The following is a 20569-nucleotide window of genomic DNA, read 5'->3' as shown; positions in this document are numbered from 1 at the left end:
CAAAAGCAAACATCGTTGCTTTAACCGTTGGGAGATGTCATGCACCGACCCACCCTGGGTTCGAAGGCAGCGTTTCGGCTGATCATCGTCACCACCATCGCCGTGATGTTCGGTGCCGCCGCTCCCTCGCCGCTGTATCCGGTTTATCAAGAGCTGTGGGGCTTTTCGTCGTTCACCCTCACCGTGATCTTCGCCGTCTACGTCATTGCGCTTCTCGCGGGCCTGCTGACCGTCGGATCCCTGTCCGACCACGTGGGCCGACGACCGGTGATCCTCGGTGCGCTCGCGGTCCTGACCGGTTCGATGCTGATGTTCGCCTTCGCCGACGGTGTTCCGATGTTGATCGCCGCCAGAGTTCTGCAGGGTCTTGCTGCCGGGGCCATCACCGGCACACTGAGCGCTGCCCTCGTCGACCTGCAGCCCACCCCACGGGCGGGTTCGATCGCCAGCTCCGCCTCTCCCCCAGGCGGATTGGCCCTCGGCGCCGTCGGGGCGGGAATTCTCGTGCAGTACGCGCCGATGCCTCGCGAGCTGGTGTTCCTGTTGTTGATCGCCACGTTTGTGCTCGTGGCAGCGGCCGTCGTGTTCGTCCCGGAGACGTCACCTCGCACCGGCTTCACCTCACGTCGCCACCTGTGGAGGGTTCTGCGCCCCAACGCGAGCCTGCCGCCTGCCGTGCGCGGAGCATTTCTCGCAGCGACCCCGGCCATGTTCGCCACATGGTCCCTTGGTGGCCTTTATCTTTCGCTGGGTTCGTCGATCGTCGCGCGCATCCTCAGCGTGGAGAATCGCATGGTGGCCGGTCTCATGATCGGCGCGTTCTTCGGATCGGGAGCACTCGGCTCGGCCGTCGCATCGGGGTGGGGGGCCCACCGCAAATTGGCTGTCGGTCTGAGCACGCTCGGTACCGGACTGATCGTCAGCCTCGTCGCGACGTTGACGGCCAACGTTCCGGCCTATGCCATCGGTTCGGTGGTCGCCGGGTTCGGCTTCGGCGCAACGTTTGTCGGCGTGATGGCGACGCTGATCGCGGTCACCGACCCCGCCGCCCGCGGCCAGGTGTTCTCCACCCTGTTCATCGTGAGTTACACCGGGTTCAGCATTCCGGCCGTCGTCGCCGGCTTCGCCGTGATCCATGTCGGTCTGCGACCCACGGCCGTCGGCTACAGCCTCTTCGTCTTGGCGATGGTGATTTTGGCTGCGAGCGCAGCCATTTGGCGTGCACGGGCCGACCGACAGACGTCACCGCCCCTTACGCCTGCAACCGACGCCGAACTCGTCACGGCGGCGGCTGACACGTCGGACACCAGTAGATGACGCGGTCGAGGTCGGTGGTCCCACCGAGATCTCCCCGTTCGATCGTGGTGCCGCAGCGACGGCAGGATCGGCCGGCGCGTCCGTAGACCCAGAATCGCTCGCCGTTACGATCGACGTTTGTGACCCTGTTCGCCCGCGTGCGGTTGTATTCGAGGAGCTGTTTGGCGAGGTCGACCCACTCGGCCAAATCACCCGCTTCGCCCGTGGGAACCGCCGGATGTACCCGCCTCAGAAAGCACATCTCCACGCGAAAGACGTTGCCGATGCCGGCCAGGTTGCGCTGATCGAGCAGAGCGAGCCCGATCGGCCGTTTGAGGTCGGCGGCCAGGTTGTCGATGGCTGTTTGCGCATTCCAATCGGGCCCGAGTAGGTCGGGGCCCAGGTGGCCCACCGCCTCGTCCTCGTGATCGCGCCGCAAGATCTCCAGTTTGCCCAGTTCGAAACCGACGGCCTGCACCTTCTCGGTCTCGAGGATGATCCGCGCCTTGAACCCGGGCCGGCGCCAGCGCGCACCTTTGGCGTAGATGTCCCAGCGACCCTCCATCTTTAGATGTGAATGTACGGTGCGGTCGCCGACACGGATGAGCAGATGTTTGCCGCGGGCGATCACCTCATCGACCGTTCTGCCACTGAGATCCACGGTTGCGTACCGCGGCACCCGAACATCGCAGCGCGTCAACACTTTCCCGGCAAGTGCGCGATGCAGCCGGGTGGCTGCCTGATGGACGGTGTCACCTTCGGGCATGAATCCATTGATACCCCATCCCACGGTCGGGCCAGGGTGAACGGCCACGCAGGGCGGCGCATCTTACGATGGGCCTACCCAGTCCCCACCGGATCGAGAGGCACGCGTGTCCTACGGACAACCGATGATCGCCGGTGTCGTCACCGCACTTGTCGGTTTCACCAGCTCGTTTGCCGTGGTACTCACCGGCTTGCGGGCGGTCGGTGCGTCTTCCGAACAAGCCGCCTCCGGGTTGTTCGCACTGTGCCTGGTGATGTCGATCGGAATCGCGTTCTTGTCCCTGCGATATCGGATGCCGATCACGCTCGCATGGTCGACGCCCGGAGCCGCACTGCTTGCCGGCACGGCAGCCCCGGATGGAGGGTTCGCCGCGGCAATCGGGGCCTTCGTCCTGGTCGGAGTGATGGTGGTGGCGACGGGCCTGTGGCCGCGGCTCGGCGCGTTTGTACAAGCAATTCCGGTGTCCATCGCCCAAGCGATGCTTGCGGGCATCGTGCTGCCCCTGTGCCTGGAGCCCGTGCGCGCGTTCGCCGACGAACCCTTGGCGATTGCGCCCGTGGTGGTGGTGTGGCTGGTGCTCACCCGGTACGCCAAACGCTGGGCTGTGCCGGCAGCGTTTGCGACGGCCGCGGCGGTGATCGCAGTTGACCTGATGACCTCGGACAAGTCCGTGTCTGCCGACTCCCTCATCCCACGATTGCAATTCGTGCAGCCCGAATGGACGTGGCAGGCAGCCGTCGGTATCGCGATACCGCTCTACATCGTCACCATGGCCTCCCAGAACCTCCCCGGCACCGCGGTGATGGCCAGCTTCGGTTACAAGATTCCTTGGCGCGCGGCGATGCTCACGACAGGCATCGGTACCGCTGTCGCCGCGCCGGCAGGCGCGCACGCAGCCAACCTTGCTGCGATCAGTGCCGCCTTGTCGGCCGCACCGAGCGCAGATCCCGATCCCCGCCGGCGTTGGATCGCCGCCGCCACCGGCAGCCCGATGTACCTGATCCTCGGCGTCGGCTCTGCAGCCATCACAGCGCTGGTCGCCGTGGCACCTGCCGGATTGGTGGAAACCGTTGCCGGACTGGCGCTCCTGGACACCCTGGCCGTCGCTCTGGCGACCAGTCTTCGGGACGAGAACTCGCGAACTGCGGCAGTACTGACGTTTGTGGTTGCCGCCGCGGGCTTTTCGGTCCTGGGGTATCGGTTCGGCGTTCTGGGCCCTTGTCGCAGGATTGGTGGTCTACGGCACACTGAAGCCGTCGGCCGAGGCGACGTCTCCGGATGACAGTGACAACCACCGGGTGACCCCGAGCCGGGACAAGAAATCTTCGTCGTGACTGACCACGAGTAGCCCCCCGCGAAAGCCCGACAACGCCTCGACGAGCTGGTCGACGCTGTCCATGTCGAGATTGTTGGTCGGCTCGTCCATCACCAGCAATTGAACGGGCGGTGAGGCAAGGAGCAACCGCGCCAGGGCAACCCGGAAGCGCTCGCCCCCCGACAGGTCACCGATCAGCCGTTCCACCGCATCCCCGCGGAGGAGGAATTGGGCGAGGCGCCCGCGGATCTTTTCCGGATCGGCGCCCGGGACAGCGGCGCTGACTGTGTCGAGGACGCTCTCGGACGGGTCGAGGTCGTCCAGACGCTGTGCCAGGTAACCGATCCGATCCGTGTGAGCCACCATGTGCGCATCGCCGACGGCCGGCTCGATTCCCCACAACGTCCGCAGCAGCGTTGTCTTGCCCGATCCGTTGGGCCCGGTGATGGCCACACGTTCGGGGCCTTGGATGATGGTTGTCTCTGTAACCGAACGGATCTCGGCCAGGCGCCGACCGGCGGGCACATCAGGATCAGGCAGTTCGATGCGGATGTGGCGATCATCGCGGATGGACTCATTCGCCGCGTCGATTTCCCCGCGGGCATCGCGGACCTTGTCGGCGGCCTGTGTCCGCACCCGGCCGGCGGTGTTCTCGGCAGCACGTTTGCGTTTGCCCAATAATATCTTCGGCAGATTCCCGTCTTTGGCGTCTTTCCGGCCGGACCGGGCCCGGCGGGCGAGTTTGGTTTCGGCTTCAACCCGTTGTCGCTGTTCGGTTCTCAGTTTCTGTTCGGCCACCCGCAGATCCCGGTGGGCCGCCTCCTGTTGTTGTCGGACGTATTCGCGATACTCACTGAGTGGGCCGCCGAACAGGGTGATCCGGTTCTCCCGCAACTCAGCGGTGGTGTCCATCAGCTCGAGCAGCGCCGGGTCATGTGAGACCACCAACAACGTGCCGGGCCAGGCGCGCACCATGTCGTACAAACGCTGGCGGGCATCACGGTCGAGGTTGTTGGTCGGCTCGTCCAGCAAGGTGATGGGTGCAGCCGCCAACCACAGACCCGCGATGGCAACCAACATCGACTCACCGCCCGACAACGTGCCCACCTCACGGTCCAGTTCGATGCCCTGCAGGCCCGCTTGGCGCAGCGCATGTTCGGCACCGGTGTCGATGTCCCAGGCATCACCCACAACGTCGAAGAGTTCAGGGGAGGTGTCCCCGGCCTCGATCGCCCTGAGTGCATCGACCCGGGCACCGATGCCCAGCAGATCGGCGACCGTACTGCGCACTTGCAAAGTCAGAGTCTGTGGCAGATAGGCGGTTTCGCCGTTCACGTCGACCGACCCCGACGTGGGTGTCATCTGCCCGGCGATGAGCCCGAGCAACGTCGACTTGCCGCTGCCATTTGCACCGATGAGTCCGGTGCGGCCATGCCCGAAGGTCGCTGTGACGTCGGACAGGGCGGGCGTGCCGTCGGGCCAGTCGAAAGAGATCTCGCGAAGGACAACGGCTGATTCGGTGTTCGGGCGCATGTGGCTCCCAGGGAGAGTGGTGGAGTCGCACCAACTCGATGACCGCTTGATAGCAGCGGTCGAGACAGGTCGGCGCGCTAGGACGCGGGGCCGTCGACTGTCTTCACTGCATTCCTCACTGCCGGGAACAGAACGTGATCGAGTGTGCGTGACGTCGGCGAGCGACGCAACTGCTTTCCGGCCCCTTCGGTATTGGCACACTGTTCTCATGACGATGATCCGTCCGGCCCGGCCCGACGATGCCGACGCGTTGACGCAGTTGATCGCGGTGTCCTTCGAGCCCTACATCGAGCGGATCGGCGCACGACCCGGGCCGATGTCGACCGACTACACATCGTTGATCGGACAAGGCTCGGTGTGGGTGGCCGACCGTGACGGCGACGCCGTGGGCACCATCGCGTTGACGGCGAAAGACGACCACTTGTTGCTCGACAATCTCGCCGTCTCGCCATCGGCACGCGGACTGGGTGTGGGTTCGCAGTTGCTAGAGTTCGCCGCTGACCACGCGCGTTCGTGTGGGCTCGGTGAATTGCGGCTCCACACGAACGTGGCAATGACCGAGAACCTGCGGTACTACCCGCGGCGGGGTTTCCGGGAGACCCACCGCGCCACCGTGGACGGGTTCGAGAGGGTCTACTTTTCCCGGACACTGTGACCGCCGGTGGTTACCCTCGATGGGGTAACTGCCAGCCACCGAAAGTGCCCGATGTATCTACAGGACTTCGAATCAGCCGGAACGCTGACATTCGACGCCGCCGAGAAGATCTCCTGGAAGACCTCGGAGTTCGACACCAAGATCATGCTGGTGGTCGATCGCCGCCGGGTGAATGCGAATTGTCTGGCCCTGTGCTGGGACGAGCTCGACATCCATCGCGGCACGCCGGTCGCGATCACTGTCGGCGAAGGGCCGACCCACAACGACGCCGAGGAACGCCGGGCGCTGGTCGCCATGGTCGACTACTTCCAATCCATGACCGTTCCCGAAACACCGAAGAGTCGCCGACGACGCCGGTTCTCCTTCGGCGGGCGCTGACCCGAGCCGGCACCCGATCCCCGCGAACGGCCCGCCTAGGCGACGGTCAGCCGTGTTGCCGATAGAACTCGAGGTGTTGTCTGGCCGCATGCGCCCAGGTCAAGCCGGCCGCGAGGGTGCGGCCACGGGCCACGCGACTCGGATCAGGTGTCAGCGCGGCGCTCAGCTCCGATGCCAGATCGGCCGGGGTGGCGGCGTAGCGAACCGTGTCGCCGAACACCTCGTGGAGCACCGGGAGGTCGCGCGTGACCACCGGGGTCCCGGCCGCGAGCGCTTCCATCGCCGCGAGACCGAACCCTTCCTTGGTGGATGGGAAGGCGAAGACCGACGCCTCGGCCACCAGTGCGGGCAACTCGTTGTCGTCGACAGGGCCCAGCACGATCGGCGAGGTGCCCAGGTCCGCCATCCGCTGGTCGAACTCCGCGCGGTAACCCCGGTAGTCGAACAGGGTCTCTCCCCCGGCGAACACGAGCTTCAGATCAGGGTGCTCACGAGCCATCAGCGCATGGGCGTCGAGCAGGTCGATGCTGCCCTTGCGTGGCTCGATGCCCCCGACCGCGAGCACGTACCGGCCCAGCCGCGACCGCCAACTGGCGCGCCCGGCCACGGCTTCGGACGAGTCGCCTGCGGCCGCCGCGAACCGGGCGGACTGAACCCCGTTCGGGATGACAACCGGCTGGTATCCCCAACCATCGTGAACCTCCTGTGCGACCGCTGCCGACACACAGATCCGCGCATACGGCTCGACGATCGCTTTTTCGTGGCATGCCGCGAGAACCGGGGTGGTGAACTGGTCGAGATGGTGGATGGTGCGGACACACCGTCCGACCGCATTCGCGCTGATGCAGTCCTGCGCGTGCACGATATCGGCTGCGTCACTGTCGAATTCGGCCCGCAGCACCTCGATCGACCGCACGATCCGGTCGGTGACGGTGTCGCCGTCGCGATCGGTGAAGCGGGCCAGCCGAACCGTGACAGCCGGGTCGACCGGTCGGAAGAACCCTGGATCGCCACCCCTGGCCAATGACCAGACCGTGACCTCCGCGCCTGCATGCGCCAGTGCCTCCGCAAGATTGAGGGTGTGCACCACACCGCCGCGAGGCTTGGTCGAGTAGGTCACGAGGGAAACTCTCGGCGGTCGCTCGCCGGCCCATGCCGCCGTCACGACTCCTCCCGCCAATACGTGTCGACCCGACGTTCCCGGAGATGATGAAGCACACGGCGCGCCCGGTCGACCTCCGCGTCGATGTCGATGTCACACACGGCCATTCCGCCTTTTGCCCACGTCTTGGCGAGCACTTCCCCGCCGGGCCCGACAACCTTCGCCTGGCCGAGGAACCGCAACTTACCCATCACGCCCGTTTGATTAGACGAGACCAGCACCACCTGATTTTCGGCTGCCCTCGCTGCGTCGTACAGATCGAACAGACGAGATTGCCGGTCGTTGGGAAGCCTTGAGGCACGGTCGGTCACGCTGGCGGGCCAGGCCGACAGCGCGGCGATGATCCGAGCACCGTCGAGCGCCAAGGTGCGCGCGGCCTCGGGAAAGGTCTTGTCGTAGTCGATCAGCATCCCGATTCGCCCAACCGGGGTGTCGAACGCCCCGAAGTGATCGCCTGCGGAGTACGCCAGCGATTCACCCGCAGGCTGATGAACTTTGCGGTGCACACCGAGTACGCCCTCGCCGGACAGGCACGCGGCCGCGTTGTAGCGTTGGCCATCAACGTCTTCGGTGTATCCGACGCACACCGTCATCGGTCCTGCGGCCTCAGCGATCCTAGCCATCTCCGGTCCGTCGATGGCCACCGCAGGAGGGAGGTGATCCACATCCGGCGCCCGGAGATCACCGATGTAGCCACCGAGTGACGCGTCGGGCAGGACAAGCAGATCAACGTTGTCTCGAGAGGCAGCTTCGATGATGCCGACAATCTTGCTCACCGCACGTTCGACGTCCCGACCGAAGTGGGCTGCCAGCGCGGCAACACGAATGGGTGGCATGGGAGAAGACTAGTGAACCGCGGCAGGTGTGGGCGCGATGCTCGCCGAAGTCATCGGCCGGCGCTCTTGGGCTCGATGAGATCAGCACCGGTCATCGCAAACACCTCGACATCGCCTTCGGGCATCCGGCGAGACACCGCTTGGATCTCCGACATCTGGGCGGCAGCCGACGTGCATGCGAACCCGAACTTCGCACGTACCCGGTCGCTCGCTTCGGTGAGCGCACGTGTGGTGAGGCTGACGAACTCGGGCACGGGGTAACGCCCACCCACCTCGAGGTGGTCATGCATCACCAAAGAAGGTGAATAGCACTGCTGTTCGGTTCCGTTCGGCCAGCGCACGGTGAAGGTCATCTCAGGCATGGGTCAGGCCCTCGGCTCGATGTGTCGGTGGTTTGTACTCACGCTCATGCTGTTCCCAACCCGGTCACGGTGCTGTGTACGGCGGTCGTGACAGCACCGTCGGGCCAGCGCAAGCCGACACCTGGTGTGTCGGTCAACCGACCACACGTCGCCGAGATCGCCGGTCCGGCATCGGGTATCGATCGTCCCGGATCATCGGCCGTGATCATCGCGAAGCCGGGGAACGCGGTGACCCATTCCCCCACCGTGACACCTGCGGGCCGCGGTATCGCGGCGACGTCGAGAATCGCTCCCGTGCCGCTGGCCTCCGCGAGCATGCCAGTGGTGCCGACCAGTCCCGCCATACTGACATCCTTGGCCGCGGCCGGCGCGGCTCGCCGGACGAAGGTGGCCATCCGTTCGAGTTCGTCCGGTCGACGAATTGACGTCGAATCCCATTGCTGCCCTGCGTAACCGCGGCGCCATCCGCCGCCCACATCGGCGGTGAGACGCAGGGTGTGTCCTACCTTCCCCCCGCCCGCCGGCACCGGCGAGTCAGTCCGGCCCAGAGCTGTCACCGACAACGACGCCGGCACCCCGGACTGTGTGTGACCACCGAGCACCGGGACATTCCACGCCTCGGCGGCTTTCGCCATTCCCCTGATGATGCGCGTCAGCTGCGAGCGGGTCGGCGCCCCCACCGCGTCGAGCAATCCGACGGGCGTGGCACCCATCGCCGACAGATCGTTGAGGTTGACCAGAACTGCGCACCAGCCGGCCCATTCGGGGTCTCGCTCCACCATCGAAGGGATGATGGCGTCGCATGCGGCGATCATGTCGGTGCCGGGCACAGGGCTGCCGTCATCTCCTCGGAAGCCTGCGGGGCCCAGACCGGAAGCATGACCGGACAGCGGCGCCAGCACGTCGGCGAGCATCGCCTTCGTCCCCGCCACCAAGCGCTCGATCTTGTTGATCGGCCAGCGCATTGCCGCGTGCGCGGTACCTGCGACGTCCACCTCGCCGGTGTGGTCCCACCCGAGTGATGCGAACATCGAGCGGTAACGCATTTGCACCGCCGCATCGAACCGCAGTACGCCTGCATTCTCGGCGTAGGCGCACGCCGCGCGTACCAGCGCAGGCCCGGCCCCGCGTGCCTGATCGGTGGGAAGTACCACCAGCCTGCTTCCCGTCCACCAGCCGATGTCCTCGGCAGTGGCCGGGGCCAATCGAACGCCGCCGAGTACTGTGCCGTCGTCGGCCACAGCACACAACACCACCGTGCGCGGATCGTCGTCGAGGTCATCGCGATCGGTATGGGTGAAGAGTTCTTGTGTACGCACGAACGCGTCGTGACGCAAAGCTCGATACGACGCCAATTGTGCTGCCGTGTCGGCAGGTTGGATGATGAACCCACCGGGGGCGGTGACGCGCCGCGGACCGGTGAGGATGGACAGATCCCTGGCTTCGGTACGCATCGTCAACCACCCACATTCTGCAGAACACTGCAGGCGCCACAGGCCGCACAGCCCGCCTTTTGGTCCGAACCGGCCATGCCGGCAGCCGTGAGTTCTTTGGCAACCCGCCGGGTGACGGCTTCGACCACATCCGCTCGCGGAGCCCGCGCGAAGTCCACATCGACCGCCAGTGAACCCGGGTGTGGACGGAACGGCACCACAAAGGGATACACGCCCATCTCGATCAATTCGCGTGCGCCGTCGACCAGTTCGTCGGGATCTTCACCGAGTCCGATGAGGAGATACGTGGACACCTGATTACGGCCGAACACCCGCACCGCCTCGGCCCATGCGGCCCGGTACTCGCCGATGGACACCGTGGCCTTGCCCGGCATCCATTGCGCGCGGACCGCGTCGTCGAGGGACTCGATGTGGATGCCGATCGACTCCGCGCCTGCCTCGCGCAGTTCCGTGAGCGTCGCCAGGTCGCCCGGAGGTTCACACTGCACCTGGATGGGCAGTTGCGGGACAACCGCTTTGACCGCTCGCACACACCGTGCCAGGTGCTTGGCACCACGGTCTCCGGCCGCAGACGTGCCGGTGGTCATCACCATCTGCTTCACCCCGTCCAGGCGCACCGCCGCTTCGGCAACCTCGGCGAGTTCAGCCGGCTTCTTCACGGCCACGGTGGCTCCCGCACGCAGCGATTCCTCGATGGTGCAGAAGCGACACCGCTGCGCCGGGTCGTAGCGGATGCAGGTCTGCATCACCGTGCTCGCCAGGACGTCCCGGCCATGCAGTTTGGCGATCTTCTCGTACTCCGTGCCCGAGTCGGTGCGAAGGTCGTAGAACGCCGGTCGGTCGATGGCCGACACATCGAGCCCCAGGTCTTCGGACGAACCATCCAGGAGGATCTGATCACCTTCAAGGACATACGGACTCAACGGGTTCCGCGGAATCGCTGCGTTGATCCCGTTGATGACAAGATGACCGTCGTCGCTCGGACCCGCTCCGGCCGAACGCCTGACCGGCAACGAACCCCGCACTCCGAGCAACGCAAGATCGACGCGTGCCGACAACGCTGAGTCCACTCGAGCTCCGCTGCGCTCCGTTTCCGATTCCGGCATATCGGATTGCCCTCAGACCATGTACGTGGAGTTGATGATGGCACCCTTACGGGCGTAATGGATCAACGCATCCTGCACATCAAGCGGATGAGCCGGAATCACACCCTCGATCAAATCCTCCTCACGACCACCATGCAACGCCAACCCGAACCGACAGCAATACACCGTCCCACCCTCACCGATGAACGTCCCCAACGAATCATTCATGTTCTGCTCCCCCGGAAAACCCGAATCACCCGTCGTCGGAAAACCACGCGTGGCCAGGCAATTGATCGCACCAGGACCATAAAAATACAACGCCGACTCAAACCCCTTCCGCAACGCCCGCGTCGCCTGCAACACCGCCACAAAACTCACCGACGACTCATGCGCAATCCCATGAACCAACGTGAAATACGACTCCCCACCCTCAGCCTGATAATCCGGGAACAACTTCGTCCCCCCATAAATGTTGCTGCCCTTCGGCAACGACGGATGCGGGATCTCAGCCAACGACTTCTTGATATTCTCGGCAATCAACTGATCGATATCGGACACGGGTCCTCCTGGAGGGCGAAGATAGATGCCGCCTCGGCCGCATTGCCGATGAGCGAGAGCCGAAGTGGGCTACGTGTTCAGTACAGAAGTCGCCTGTTTCCCGGTGGTTATCCAGGGAATAACACTGTGCTGCAGGAGTCTCACCGCTGTAACGAGCCGGTAATCACCGCTGCCGCACAGGCGTCAGAGACCACTCGCGGTGCGGTCGATGTTCTCCATGTGAACAGGTGCGAGATGTTTGAGTCCCGCGTGTGCAAGCGCCGTGGCAAAAAGTCCGACCTCGTGGGGCGGGAGCTCGAGGGCAAGAGCCTGCCGGCCGCCGTGGATGGCGATGCCGGCCAGCATCGAGGCGAGGAGTTCGGCGCTCTGCTCGGGCGCGGGCAGAGCCCGCAACGTGTAGTAGGCACGGATGCGCATGGCGATCTGCCCAGAGATGCTCAGCACCAGCTCGTCGCGGATCTCGGCGTTGGGACCGGAGGTGACATCACCGAACAGCAGCCCGAAGCCGGCAGGATGCTCTGACGCGTAGCGGAAGAAGGCCACCATGTCTGCCTTGACCTGCTCCTCCATCGACAATCCCGAGGCGGACTCGTACGCCGCGAACAACCACTCGCGAAGTTTGTCGGCCTCCCGGACCAGGCACGCCCGGTAGAGCTGCTCCTTGCTGCCGAAGTGGGAGTAGAGCGTCGGCTTGGTGGCATCGGCCTGCTGCGCGATGGCCTCCATGGAGGTTGCGTGATAGCCGTTGGCGTGGAACACATCTCGCGCTGCGTCGAGGAGTAGGTCATCGCTCGGCCGGTTTCCGTTGCTGCGACGGGACGGCGCAGCACCCGCTCGTTGCCGAACTTTGGCCATGGTCGCGATTTTACGTCACCGTCGCGCCTGCCAATCCTCGCGCTTCGCCCTTGGCACGACACCGTTCATCAGCTAGAATGGGCTTTGTTTGACCGACGAGTAAAACTCTGTGGCGCCGCGAGAAAAAATTGCGTTGGACCATGCCGGAGTTCCTTACGCACGCACACGATCGGGAGTATCAAGGAACAATGCACCTCAAACTGAGCGACGACGAAGTTGCCTTCCGCGAGGAAATGCGGACCTTCTTCACCACCGAGATCCCGAAGGAGATCCGCGAGCGGACCGCCGCGGGCACGCTGAACTTCCCCGACGACATGATCACGGTTCAGCGGATCCTGAACGAGCACGGTCTGGCAGTGCCGAAGTGGCCTTCCGAATGGGGCGGCCGCGACTGGACTCCCGTGCAGAAACACATCTGGCAGAACGAGATGAACCTTGCCTCGGTGCCCGAACCCCTCGCGTTCAACACCGACATGGTCGGCCCGGTGATCGCCAACTTCGGCTCACAGGAGATCAAAGAGCGTTTCCTCCCCGCCACAGCCAATCTCGACATCTGGTGGTGCCAGGGGTTCTCCGAGCCCGAGGCGGGATCCGACCTGGCGTCGCTCAAGACCCGTGCGGTGCGCGACGGCGACCACTATGTGGTCAACGGTCAGAAGACCTGGACCACCATGGCCCAGTACGCCGACTGGATCTTTGCGCTGGTGCGCACCGACCCCGATGCACCGAAACGCCAGGCGGGTATCAGCTTCCTGCTCATCGACATGAAGACCGAGGGCATCACCGTCAGGCCGATCCAACTGGTCGACGGCGGCTTCGAGGTGAACGAGGTCTTCTTCGAGAACGTCCGGGTGCCGGTGGAGAACCTGGTCGGCGAAGAGAACGCGGGCTGGGGATACGCGAAGTTCCTGCTCGGCAACGAGCGAACGGGTGTCACCCGGGTGGGCATCACCAAGAACCGCCTCGCGCTGGCCAAAGAACTGGCTGCCAAGACACCCGTCGGCGACGGCACCCTGCTGGAAGATCCCCTGTTCGCCGCACGCCTGGCCGAACTCGAAAACGAGTTGCTGGCACTGGAATTGACACAGTTGCGGGTGGTGGCCTCATCGGCAGACGGCAAGCCCGATCCGGTCTCCTCGGTCTTGAAGCTCCGCGGTAGCGAGCTGCAGCAGGCGTCCACCGAGATCCTGGCCGACCTCGCGGGAGTCGACTCACTGGCTGTGGACGCGGCGGACATCGGGTCCCCGCACTGGGCGCAAGAGACCGTTCCGACGTACCTCAATCACCGCAAGGTGTCGATCTACAGCGGCTCGTCCGAGGTCCAGCGAACCATCATCGCGTCCTCCATCCTCGGCCTCTGACCACGACCTCCCCATCTACGGACTCCATCCCTGATGCCGACGTCGAGCGCTCGCGGCACCAACTAACGAAGGACTGCCTTCACCATGGATTTTGAACTCAACGAGGAACAGACGATGCTGCGCGACACCGCGCATGACGTCCTGACCAAGTTCTACGACATCGAGAAGCTGCGCGAGGTCACCGCCACCGACCTCGGCTGGAGCCGGGACGTGTGGAAGTCGTTGGCGGAGATCGGCATTCTCGGTCTCCCGTTCAGCGAGGACGACGGTGGCATGGGCGCCGGACCCGAAGAGGTCGCGGCCGTACTCGGCGAGATCGGCCGCAGTCTTGCTCCAGAGCCCGTGCTCGACGCGGTGTACGTGCCGGGCGGACTCATCGCCGAGAACGGCAGCGCGGAACAACGTGCCCAGTACCTTCCACAACTCGCCGCCGGTGAACTCCTCGCGGCATTCGCGCACACCGAACCGGGCGACCGGTGGCCGAGCGCGGCTGTCAGTACCACCGCCACGGAGTCGGGAGACGGCTATGTCCTCACCGGCCGTAAAAACCCTGTGTTGCACGGCGATTGCGCCGACATCCTGGTGGTGACCGCCCGCATCGACGCCCAGGGCCAAGGGCAGGGCGAGATCGGCCTGTTCCTGGTGGACGCCACCGCGACCGGCGTATCGCGCACCGCGTTCCGTACGCACGACATGCGACGTGGTGCCCAGGTGGAACTGCAGGACGCTCCCGCCACCCGACTGGCCGAGGGTGATGTGGCCGCGGCGCTGGTGCGCTCAGAAGTGGTCACGCAGGTTGCGCTGTGCGCCGAGGCAGTCGGCGCCATGGAGCAATCGCTGCGGTTCACCACCGAATACCTCAAGCAGCGCAAGCAGTTCGGCTTACCACTGGCGAAGTTCCAGACCCTGACCCAGCGTGCCGCCGACATGTACGTACTCCTCGAGCAGGCCCGCAGCATGAGTCTCTACGCCACGGTCACCCTCGCCGACGGCGACGTGAGCCCGATCGTCGCGTCGCGGGCCAAGCTGCAGATCTGCCGCTCCGCCCGCAAGATCGGGCAGGAGGCCATCCAGATGCACGGCGGTATCGGCATCACCGCCGAGTACCCGGTCGGGCACTACGTGAGCCGGCTGCTCGCCATCGAACACACCCTCGGCGGTGCGTCCGAACATCTCCGAACACTGTCGAATCAGATCGCGGACTATGACAAGATCCTGATCGGATAGTGACAACGTTCATTGACAGGAGTTCCATGGCTGCCCCACTGCTCGAAGCTTCCACTCACATCAAGGCCACACCTGAGCAGGTGTGGAAAGTGGTGTCCGACCTCAAGCGGATGGGCGAGTGGAGCCCGCAATGCCGCAAGGTCGTGGTCCGCGGGGGCGGTCCCGTCACTCTCGGCACCAAGACTGTCAATGTGAACAAGCGCGGTCTGCTGGTCTGGCCGACCACCGCGAAGGTGGTCCGGTTCGAACCGAACAAAGAGATCGCGTACAGGATCAACGAGAACAACAGCGTGTGGAGCTTCACCATCACCCCCACCGAGGACGGCGTGGAACTCACCGAACGTCGTGAGGCGCCCAATGGCACCACCAAGGTGTCGTCGACGCTGATCAACCTGGCGTTCGGCGGCGAGAAGTCGTTCGACGCCGAGCTCACCGACGGGATGCAGCAGACGCTGGGCAAGATCAAGGCGTCGGTGCGCTAGCGCCCTACAGTTTCTTGAGCAGTGCGGGCAGGTCCGCGATCGAGTCGATGACGTGATCGGGGACCTGCCCGAACTCGTCTTTGACCAAGGCGTCGAGTTGTTCGGGCAGGAACTTGCCGGTGCGGACCAACACGCCGGTGATCGCAGTCTTCTGGGCGCCCAGCACATCGCTGTACATGTCGTCGCCCACCATCACCACCCCACCCGGATCACCCACGCCAAGCATCTCCACGGCCGAACGAAAGCCCAGCGGCGAGGGCTTGCCGATCGCGCGGATCTTCTTTCCGGTGGCCTTCTGGAGGCCTTCGAGGTACACCCCCGTGTCGATCTTCGGCCCGCTGCTGGTCGACCACGTGAGCGACCGGTGCATGGCGATGGTCGGCACGCCCTCGATCATCCAGCCGAGGGCTCTCGACATCAGCTCGTGGGTGAACGACGGGCCCGCGCCCCCGAAAACCACCACCTCGGGGTCGTCGTCGACAAGATTCACCCCAGCCATGTCCTCGTTGACCGCGCCCTCGTTGAACACCACAACCCGCTTGCCGGGGTGTTTGGCACGCAGGTACTCGGCCGTCAACACGGCGGCAGTGACGATTTCGTCGTCACGCACCTTGAATCCCACGTCGGTGAGCGCCTCGGCGATCTGCGCTCGCGACTTGGATGTGGTGTTGGTCAAGAACATTCGCGGCAGTCCGGTATCGGCGATCTCCTCGAGGGCTTCGACGGCACCGGGCAGGGCTTTCCACGAGGTGACGAGCACCCCGTCGATGTCGAGCAGCAACCCTTCGGCCATACCTGAGAAACCTAGTCCTGCCAACGGTCGATCGCACGCGGGAGCCGGCAGGTCCGACAATTCTCACAGCGCCGCCCGATCATGCCGAACTCGACTTTTCTGGCGGTCGTGGTGGTCCTTCCGGCATGCTTGGCACCATGGCCGACCAGCTCTCGACGCAGTACTCGACCCTGTCCAAACGTGTGACCGGCCTGATGTCGCGCGCTCACTCCGACCTCGCCGACCTCGTGTCGTTGCCGTCCGTGCACATCGACGCCGACAAGCGGGATGACTGCCGGGCCAGCGCCGCCTGGGTTCGTGGCGCGTTCGCCGACGCCGGGATCGAGACCCAGGTGTACGACACCGTCGACGGCAGCCAGGCCGTCATCGGCCATCGCCCTGGCCCGCCAGGATCGCCGACCGTCTTGCTGTACTCACACCACGACGTGCAGCCGGCCGGTCCCGAAGACCTCTGGAACTCGCCGCCGTTTGCACTCACCGCGCACGACGGTCGCTGGTTCGGGCGAGGTGCGGCGGACTGCAAAGGCAACGTCGTCGCCATCCTCACCGCGTTGCGCTCATTTTCGGCGCTGCCCGCGTTGGGCATTCGGGTGGTGATCGAGGGCTCGGAAGAAGCCGGCGGCGAGGGTCTGGACCAGCTCGCCCACAGGCAGCCAGACCTCTTCGATGCGGACATGATCCTGATCTGCGACACCGGGAACGTGGCCCCGGGTGTACCCACGCTCACCACCAGCCTGCGTGGGGTCGCGGGCGTGAAGGTCTCGGTCGAGACCCTCGCATCGGAAGTGCATGCGGGACAGTTCGGCGGCGCTGCCCCCGATGCGCTTGCCGCACTCATCGCCGGGTTGGCGACACTGCGAGATGCGGACGGCAACACCACGATCGACGGGCTGCCCACCAGTCAGTCCTGGCCGGGGGCAACCTACGATCCTCTGCAGTTCCGGGCCGACTCCACAACGCTCGACGGTGTGGACATCCTCGGCTCGGGCACCCCGGCAGAGATGGTGTGGGCACGGCCGGCGGTGACGGTGATCGGCTTGGACGCACCTAGTACCGACGACTGCGTGGCCGCCATCAATCCACGCGCCTCGGCGATGCTCAACCTGCGCGTGCCACCCGGCGTGAACCCCGGCGTGGCCGCCCTGGCACTGGAAGGCCATCTGCACAAACACATTCCGTGGCACGCCAAGGTGCAGGTCGACACCGTGATGACCGGAGCGCCGTTTGCTGCCGACACCTCGGGCCCTGGATACAAGGCGCTCACCGAGGCGATGAGCAAGGCATACCGGGCCGAGGTGGTCCATTCCGGTCAGGGTGGATCGATACCCCTGTGCACGGTGCTCGCGGAGATCTGTCCCAGGGCCGAGATCGCGTTGCTCGGCGTCGAGGAACCGAATTGCCGGATCCATGCACCCAACGAGAGTGTGGATCCGGACGAGATCTCGAAAACCGCACTGTCCCTTGCCCTGTTCCTCGCCACGTACACGGTGGACGCCTGATGCGCACAGTCGAAGAACACCAGGCCATCGTTGCAGCTCTGTTCCCCGAGCCCCGGCCTGTCACTGTGCCTGCCGCGGCCGCCCTCGGCCGGGTGCTCGCCGACGATGTCGTCGCGGGGGTCACGCTGCCCGGCTTCGACAACTCGGCGATGGACGGATACGCCATCATCGCCTCGGACATCGCGCACGCCACGGAGACCGATCCCGTCATCCTGCCTGTTGCAGAAGACATCCCGGCGGGACGAACCGATCAGCTCACCCTGACTCCTGGCACAGCCCACCGCATCATGACCGGGGCACCCGTGCCGTCTGGAGCGGACGCGGTGATCCAGGTGGAGCTCACCGACGGCGGCGTCTCCGAGGTGAGGATCAACGCGCCGGTCCCGGCCGGAGCCGCCATCCGCTCCGCCGGTTCCGATATCGGTGCAGGGACCCGTGCCCTCTCGTCCGGGCGCGTTCTGCACGCACCGCAGTTGGGTTTGCTGGCGGCGCTCGGTATCGCCGAGGTCGCCGTGTTCGCGCCGCTGCGGGTGCTCGTCCTGTCGACCGGAAGTGAGTTGGTGCCAGCAGGGACGCCGCTGGAGTACGGACAGATCTACGAGTCCAACGGCGCGATGCTGACCGCCGCGGCCATCGAGGCCGGGGCGATCTCCGAACAGGTGCACTTCGTGCCCGATGACGTCGGCCAATTCCGGGCACGACTCGACGAGTACGTCGACGGCGCAGACGGTACCGCTGTCGATCTCATCATCACGTCCGGCGGGGTCAGCGCCGGCGCCTACGAGGTCGTCAAGGATGCGCTGGTCGGTCACGGGGTGGAGTTCGCCAAGGTGGCCATGCAGCCAGGCATGCCGCAGGGTTGCGGCACCTATACGAGTTCGGGGGGCACGGGTGTCCCGATCATCACCTTGCCCGGCAATCCGGTGAGCGCTCAGGTGTCCTTCGAAGTGTTCGTCCGTCCGGCCCTGCGCGCAGCAATGGGCCTGCCCGCCTCACGGCGCACCACCACCGCGTCGGTCACCGAACCGATCACCTCCCCCAGAGGCAAACGCCAGTTCCGCAGGGGTGAACTCACGATCGCCGACGGTGTCGCCACGGTGCGACCCATCGGGCCACCGGGTTCACATCACCTGGCGTTCATGGCATCGGCCAACGCGTTGCTCGACATCGCCGCGGAGACCGACAGGGTCGAGACCGGCGCCGACGTCGAAGTGCTGATCCTGGAGGACAGCTGACCGATGGGCACCTGCGACAATTGCGGCCATGGCCAGACGACCCAGACCTACTGAACCCGAGAGTGTGACCCGCCTGGCACATTTTGCCGACCTCGTGCGGGAAACCGTGCCGCCGATCCACCGGGCCGGGGTGCCGTTCGTGGCGGCCGGCGCTGCCGTGGCCCTCGCCGGCCGACGCCACGGCTGGATTCGGACACCGGCAACCGCAGCCACACTCGCCACCGCCGCGTTCTTCCGTCACCCGAGCCGGGTGCCTCCGAACGCTGCCGGAGTTGTGGTCGCGCCGGCCGACGGACAGGTCGCCTTGGTGGACAATGCCGCGCCACCGCAGGAGCTCGGGTTGGGCGACACCCCCCGACCACGCGTGTCGATCTTCCTCTCGATCTTCGACGTCCACGTGCAACGGATCCCGATCGCCGGCACGGTCGAGTCGGTCGAATACCGCCCAGGCAAGTTCGTCAGTGCCGACCTCCCCGATGCAAGCGCGGAGAACGAGCGCAACTCCATGCTGATCCGGACCGCCGACGGCACCGAATTGGTGGTGGTGCAGATCGCCGGGCTCATCGCCAGGCGCATCGTGTGTGAGGCCCGCCCCGGCGACCCGGTGACGCTGGGCGACACCTATGGCTTGATCCGGTTCGGTTCCCGCGTCGACGTCTATCTGCCCGAGGGCACCCGCCCGCTCGTCGCCGTGGGCCAACGCGCCGTCGGCGCGGAGACCGTGTTGGCGCAGCTGGGATGAAGGAGTCCGTTCGCAAGGAACCTGGCCGAAAGGAACCCGTCCGCAAGGACACCGTCCGCCGGTCCGGCAGCCGGGTGGTGCCGGCAGGGAGTTCCCGGCGCCGCCGCCGGCCGAGCCGCGCCGGAACGCTGAACACCGGCAAGCTCCTTGTTCCGTCGGCGCTCACCGTCCTTGCCATCTGCGCCGGCCTGTCGGCCACCAAGTTCGCTCTCGATGGCCGAATCCACCTGTGCGTTGCGATGATCGCAGCTGCCGCGCTACTCGACGGCCTCGACGGCCGGGTGGCCCGCCTGCTGGGGGCGACCACTCGTATCGGCGCCGAACTGGATTCTCTTGCCGACGCCATCAACTTCGGGGTGGCCCCCGCGCTGACCCTCTACGTCCTCCTGCTCGAGGGCAACGACGTGGGGTGGCTGCTGTCGCTGATCTATTGCTGCGCAATCGTTTTGAGGTTGGCGCGGTTCAACACACTGATCGACGAAGACGACACGCCGCAGTACACCAAGGATTTCTTCGTGGGTGTGCCCGCTCCTGCCGCTGCTCTCATCGCGATGTTGCCCATCGCCCTCGAGGAGCAATTCGGAATGGGCTGGTGGACCTCGGATGCAACCGTGGGCACATGGATGACCATCACCGCGCTGCTGGCCGTCAGTCGCCTGCCGACCGCCTCCCTCAAGTCGTATGCGGTGCCGCCGAATGCGTTGGTGCTGGTGCTCATCGGCGTGGCCCTGTTCGCCGCCGCGCTGCTGACCTACCCGTATCTGCTCATGGTGGTGGCGATAGGTCTCTACCTGCTGCACATCCCGTTCGCCTGGCGCACCAAGCGATGGGTCGCCAGCCGCCCGGAGACCTGGGATTTTCACCCCCGGGAACGCCGGGCCGAACGACGCGCCATCCGGCAAGTGCGGCGCGGCAGGCCGACCAAATCGTCGGCACGTCTGGGCCTGCGACGCCCCGGCGACCAGTAACGGGTAG

At 65.4% G+C, this 20569-nt stretch carries 20 protein-coding genes and 1 pseudogene; 11 read left to right on the top strand and 10 right to left on the bottom strand.

The genetic code is table 11. The features are described from left to right. Positions 1-39 precede the first annotated feature (39 nt). The gene (locus KXR83_RS20985) at positions 40-1317 is read left to right on the top strand and encodes an MFS transporter (protein WP_437426486.1); all 1278 of its coding nucleotides are present in this window, start codon (positions 40-42) and stop codon (positions 1315-1317) included. Here KXR83_RS20985 and KXR83_RS20980 read toward each other — a convergent pair. Beyond that, complete coding sequence (locus KXR83_RS20980) at positions 1280-2062, bottom strand: DNA-formamidopyrimidine glycosylase family protein (protein WP_437426485.1); 783 nt, start codon at positions 2060-2062, stop codon at positions 1280-1282. The genes KXR83_RS20985 and KXR83_RS20980 overlap by 38 nt on opposite strands. 124 nt (positions 2063-2186) lie before the next feature. Here KXR83_RS20980 and KXR83_RS20975 point away from each other — a divergent pair. Next, positions 2187-3396: pseudogene (locus tag KXR83_RS20975) on the top strand (benzoate/H(+) symporter BenE family transporter). Here KXR83_RS20975 and KXR83_RS20970 read toward each other — a convergent pair. Then, positions 3300-4910, bottom strand: coding sequence for an ABC-F family ATP-binding cassette domain-containing protein (locus KXR83_RS20970; RefSeq protein WP_437426484.1), 1611 nt, complete (start codon positions 4908-4910; stop codon positions 3300-3302). The pseudogene KXR83_RS20975 and the gene KXR83_RS20970 sit on opposite strands and share 97 nt — an antisense overlap. 208 nt (positions 4911-5118) lie before the next feature. Here KXR83_RS20970 and KXR83_RS20965 point away from each other — a divergent pair, with 208 nt between their 5' ends. Together KXR83_RS20965 and KXR83_RS20960 are read left to right on the top strand one after the other, a co-directional pair. Then, a complete protein-coding gene (locus tag KXR83_RS20965) occupies positions 5119-5565 on the top strand; it encodes a GNAT family N-acetyltransferase (protein WP_437426483.1) in 447 nt (148 codons plus the stop codon). Positions 5566-5616: 51 nt separating this feature from the next. After that, positions 5617-5943, top strand: a complete 327-nt coding sequence (locus KXR83_RS20960) for a hypothetical protein (protein WP_437426482.1) — start codon at positions 5617-5619, stop codon at positions 5941-5943. 46 nt (positions 5944-5989) lie between these two features. On the opposite strand, the gene KXR83_RS20955 is transcribed toward KXR83_RS20960, so the two are convergent. The 7 genes from KXR83_RS20955 to KXR83_RS20925 all read right to left on the bottom strand — a co-directional run bounded on the left by KXR83_RS20955 (position 5990) and on the right by KXR83_RS20925 (position 12255). Next, positions 5990-7063, bottom strand: coding sequence for an MSMEG_0565 family glycosyltransferase (locus tag KXR83_RS20955; protein ID WP_437426481.1), 1074 nt, complete (start codon positions 7061-7063; stop codon positions 5990-5992). A 41-nt stretch (positions 7064-7104) separates the two neighbouring features. Further along, positions 7105-7941: a carbon-nitrogen hydrolase family protein gene (locus KXR83_RS20950; RefSeq protein WP_437426480.1), complete on the bottom strand. Its 837-nt coding sequence runs from the start codon at positions 7939-7941 to the stop codon at positions 7105-7107. 50 nt (positions 7942-7991) lie between these two features. Then, positions 7992-8303, bottom strand: coding sequence for an MSMEG_0570 family nitrogen starvation response protein (locus tag KXR83_RS20945; RefSeq protein ID WP_437426479.1), 312 nt, complete (start codon positions 8301-8303; stop codon positions 7992-7994). A 44-nt stretch (positions 8304-8347) separates the two neighbouring features. Next, positions 8348-9757 carry an MSMEG_0567/sll0787 family protein gene (locus KXR83_RS20940; RefSeq protein WP_437426478.1) on the bottom strand — a complete coding sequence of 470 codons (1410 nt, stop codon included), beginning with the start codon at positions 9755-9757 and terminating at the stop codon, positions 8348-8350. A 2-nt stretch (positions 9758-9759) separates the two neighbouring features. After that, a complete protein-coding gene (locus tag KXR83_RS20935; protein WP_437426477.1) occupies positions 9760-10827 on the bottom strand; it encodes an MSMEG_0568 family radical SAM protein in 1068 nt (355 codons plus the stop codon). A 48-nt stretch (positions 10828-10875) separates the two neighbouring features. Beyond that, positions 10876-11400 (bottom strand): MSMEG_0572/Sll0783 family nitrogen starvation response protein, encoded by a 525-nt coding sequence (locus tag KXR83_RS20930; protein WP_437426476.1) that lies wholly within the window; start codon positions 11398-11400, stop codon positions 10876-10878. A 183-nt stretch (positions 11401-11583) separates the two neighbouring features. Then, positions 11584-12255, bottom strand: a complete 672-nt coding sequence (locus KXR83_RS20925) for a TetR/AcrR family transcriptional regulator (protein WP_437426475.1) — start codon at positions 12253-12255, stop codon at positions 11584-11586. A 188-nt stretch (positions 12256-12443) separates the two neighbouring features. Between KXR83_RS20925 and KXR83_RS20920 the strand changes: the two genes are divergently transcribed. From KXR83_RS20920 to KXR83_RS20910, 3 genes are all read left to right on the top strand, one after another. Continuing rightward, positions 12444-13616: an acyl-CoA dehydrogenase family protein gene (locus tag KXR83_RS20920; protein ID WP_437426474.1), complete on the top strand. Its 1173-nt coding sequence runs from the start codon at positions 12444-12446 to the stop codon at positions 13614-13616. A gap of 84 nt (positions 13617-13700) precedes the next feature. Beyond that, the gene (locus tag KXR83_RS20915; protein ID WP_437426473.1) at positions 13701-14843 is read left to right on the top strand and encodes an acyl-CoA dehydrogenase family protein; all 1143 of its coding nucleotides are present in this window, start codon (positions 13701-13703) and stop codon (positions 14841-14843) included. A gap of 26 nt (positions 14844-14869) precedes the next feature. Continuing rightward, positions 14870-15325: an SRPBCC family protein gene (locus KXR83_RS20910; protein WP_437426472.1), complete on the top strand. Its 456-nt coding sequence runs from the start codon at positions 14870-14872 to the stop codon at positions 15323-15325. Positions 15326-15329: 4 nt separating this feature from the next. On the opposite strand, the gene KXR83_RS20905 is transcribed toward KXR83_RS20910, so the two are convergent. Further along, on the bottom strand, positions 15330-16118 hold the full coding sequence (locus KXR83_RS20905; protein WP_437426471.1) for an HAD-IIA family hydrolase: 789 nt from the start codon (positions 16116-16118) through the stop codon (positions 15330-15332). A 137-nt stretch (positions 16119-16255) separates the two neighbouring features. Here KXR83_RS20905 and KXR83_RS20900 point away from each other — a divergent pair, with 137 nt between their 5' ends. The 4 genes from KXR83_RS20900 to KXR83_RS20885 are packed head-to-tail and all read left to right on the top strand — an operon-like array spanning position 16256 to position 20562. Next, entirely contained in the window at positions 16256-17617 is a 1362-nt protein-coding gene (locus tag KXR83_RS20900) for a dipeptidase (RefSeq protein ID WP_437426470.1), read from the top strand. After that, a complete protein-coding gene (gene moeA, locus KXR83_RS20895; protein ID WP_437426469.1) occupies positions 17617-18852 on the top strand; it encodes a molybdopterin molybdotransferase MoeA in 1236 nt (411 codons plus the stop codon). Before KXR83_RS20900 ends, moeA begins: the two co-directional genes overlap by 1 nt. 28 nt (positions 18853-18880) lie before the next feature. Next, a complete protein-coding gene (locus tag KXR83_RS20890; protein ID WP_437426468.1) occupies positions 18881-19594 on the top strand; it encodes a phosphatidylserine decarboxylase in 714 nt (237 codons plus the stop codon). Then, positions 19591-20562 (top strand): CDP-alcohol phosphatidyltransferase family protein, encoded by a 972-nt coding sequence (locus KXR83_RS20885; RefSeq protein WP_437426467.1) that lies wholly within the window; start codon positions 19591-19593, stop codon positions 20560-20562. Before KXR83_RS20890 ends, KXR83_RS20885 begins: the two co-directional genes overlap by 4 nt. The last annotated feature ends 7 nt before the right edge of the window (positions 20563-20569 follow it).

The sequence above is a fragment of the Williamsia muralis genome, assembly GCF_051487485.1.
GTDB classification, from domain to species: Bacteria; Actinomycetota; Actinomycetes; order Mycobacteriales; family Mycobacteriaceae; genus Williamsia; species Williamsia muralis_B.
Note: the sequence above shows the minus strand (reverse complement) of the source record. Positions and strands in the feature narration are given on the sequence as shown.

What these genes read in the sequence shown, in the direction of transcription:
- KXR83_RS20985 (WP_437426486.1), top strand. Translation starts at nt 40, where the DNA reads ATGCACCGACCCACCCTGGGTTCGAAGGCAGCGTTTCGGCTGATCATC.
- KXR83_RS20980 (WP_437426485.1), bottom strand. Translation starts at nt 2,062, where the DNA reads ATGCCCGAAGGTGACACCGTCCATCAGGCAGCCACCCGGCTGCATCGC.
- KXR83_RS20970 (WP_437426484.1), bottom strand. Translation starts at nt 4,910, where the DNA reads ATGCGCCCGAACACCGAATCAGCCGTTGTCCTTCGCGAGATCTCTTTC.
- KXR83_RS20965 (WP_437426483.1), top strand. Translation starts at nt 5,119, where the DNA reads ATGACGATGATCCGTCCGGCCCGGCCCGACGATGCCGACGCGTTGACG.
- KXR83_RS20960 (WP_437426482.1), top strand. Translation starts at nt 5,617, where the DNA reads ATGTATCTACAGGACTTCGAATCAGCCGGAACGCTGACATTCGACGCC.
- KXR83_RS20950 (WP_437426480.1), bottom strand. Translation starts at nt 7,941, where the DNA reads ATGCCACCCATTCGTGTTGCCGCGCTGGCAGCCCACTTCGGTCGGGAC.
- KXR83_RS20945 (WP_437426479.1), bottom strand. Translation starts at nt 8,303, where the DNA reads ATGCCTGAGATGACCTTCACCGTGCGCTGGCCGAACGGAACCGAACAG.
- KXR83_RS20940 (WP_437426478.1), bottom strand. Translation starts at nt 9,757, where the DNA reads ATGCGTACCGAAGCCAGGGATCTGTCCATCCTCACCGGTCCGCGGCGC.
- KXR83_RS20925 (WP_437426475.1), bottom strand. Translation starts at nt 12,255, where the DNA reads ATGGCCAAAGTTCGGCAACGAGCGGGTGCTGCGCCGTCCCGTCGCAGC.
- KXR83_RS20920 (WP_437426474.1), top strand. Translation starts at nt 12,444, where the DNA reads ATGCACCTCAAACTGAGCGACGACGAAGTTGCCTTCCGCGAGGAAATG.
- KXR83_RS20915 (WP_437426473.1), top strand. Translation starts at nt 13,701, where the DNA reads ATGGATTTTGAACTCAACGAGGAACAGACGATGCTGCGCGACACCGCG.
- KXR83_RS20910 (WP_437426472.1), top strand. Translation starts at nt 14,870, where the DNA reads ATGGCTGCCCCACTGCTCGAAGCTTCCACTCACATCAAGGCCACACCT.
- KXR83_RS20905 (WP_437426471.1), bottom strand. Translation starts at nt 16,118, where the DNA reads ATGGCCGAAGGGTTGCTGCTCGACATCGACGGGGTGCTCGTCACCTCG.
- KXR83_RS20900 (WP_437426470.1), top strand. Translation starts at nt 16,256, where the DNA reads ATGGCCGACCAGCTCTCGACGCAGTACTCGACCCTGTCCAAACGTGTG.
- moeA (WP_437426469.1), top strand. Translation starts at nt 17,617, where the DNA reads ATGCGCACAGTCGAAGAACACCAGGCCATCGTTGCAGCTCTGTTCCCC.
- KXR83_RS20890 (WP_437426468.1), top strand. Translation starts at nt 18,881, where the DNA reads ATGGCCAGACGACCCAGACCTACTGAACCCGAGAGTGTGACCCGCCTG.
- KXR83_RS20885 (WP_437426467.1), top strand. Translation starts at nt 19,591, where the DNA reads ATGAAGGAGTCCGTTCGCAAGGAACCTGGCCGAAAGGAACCCGTCCGC.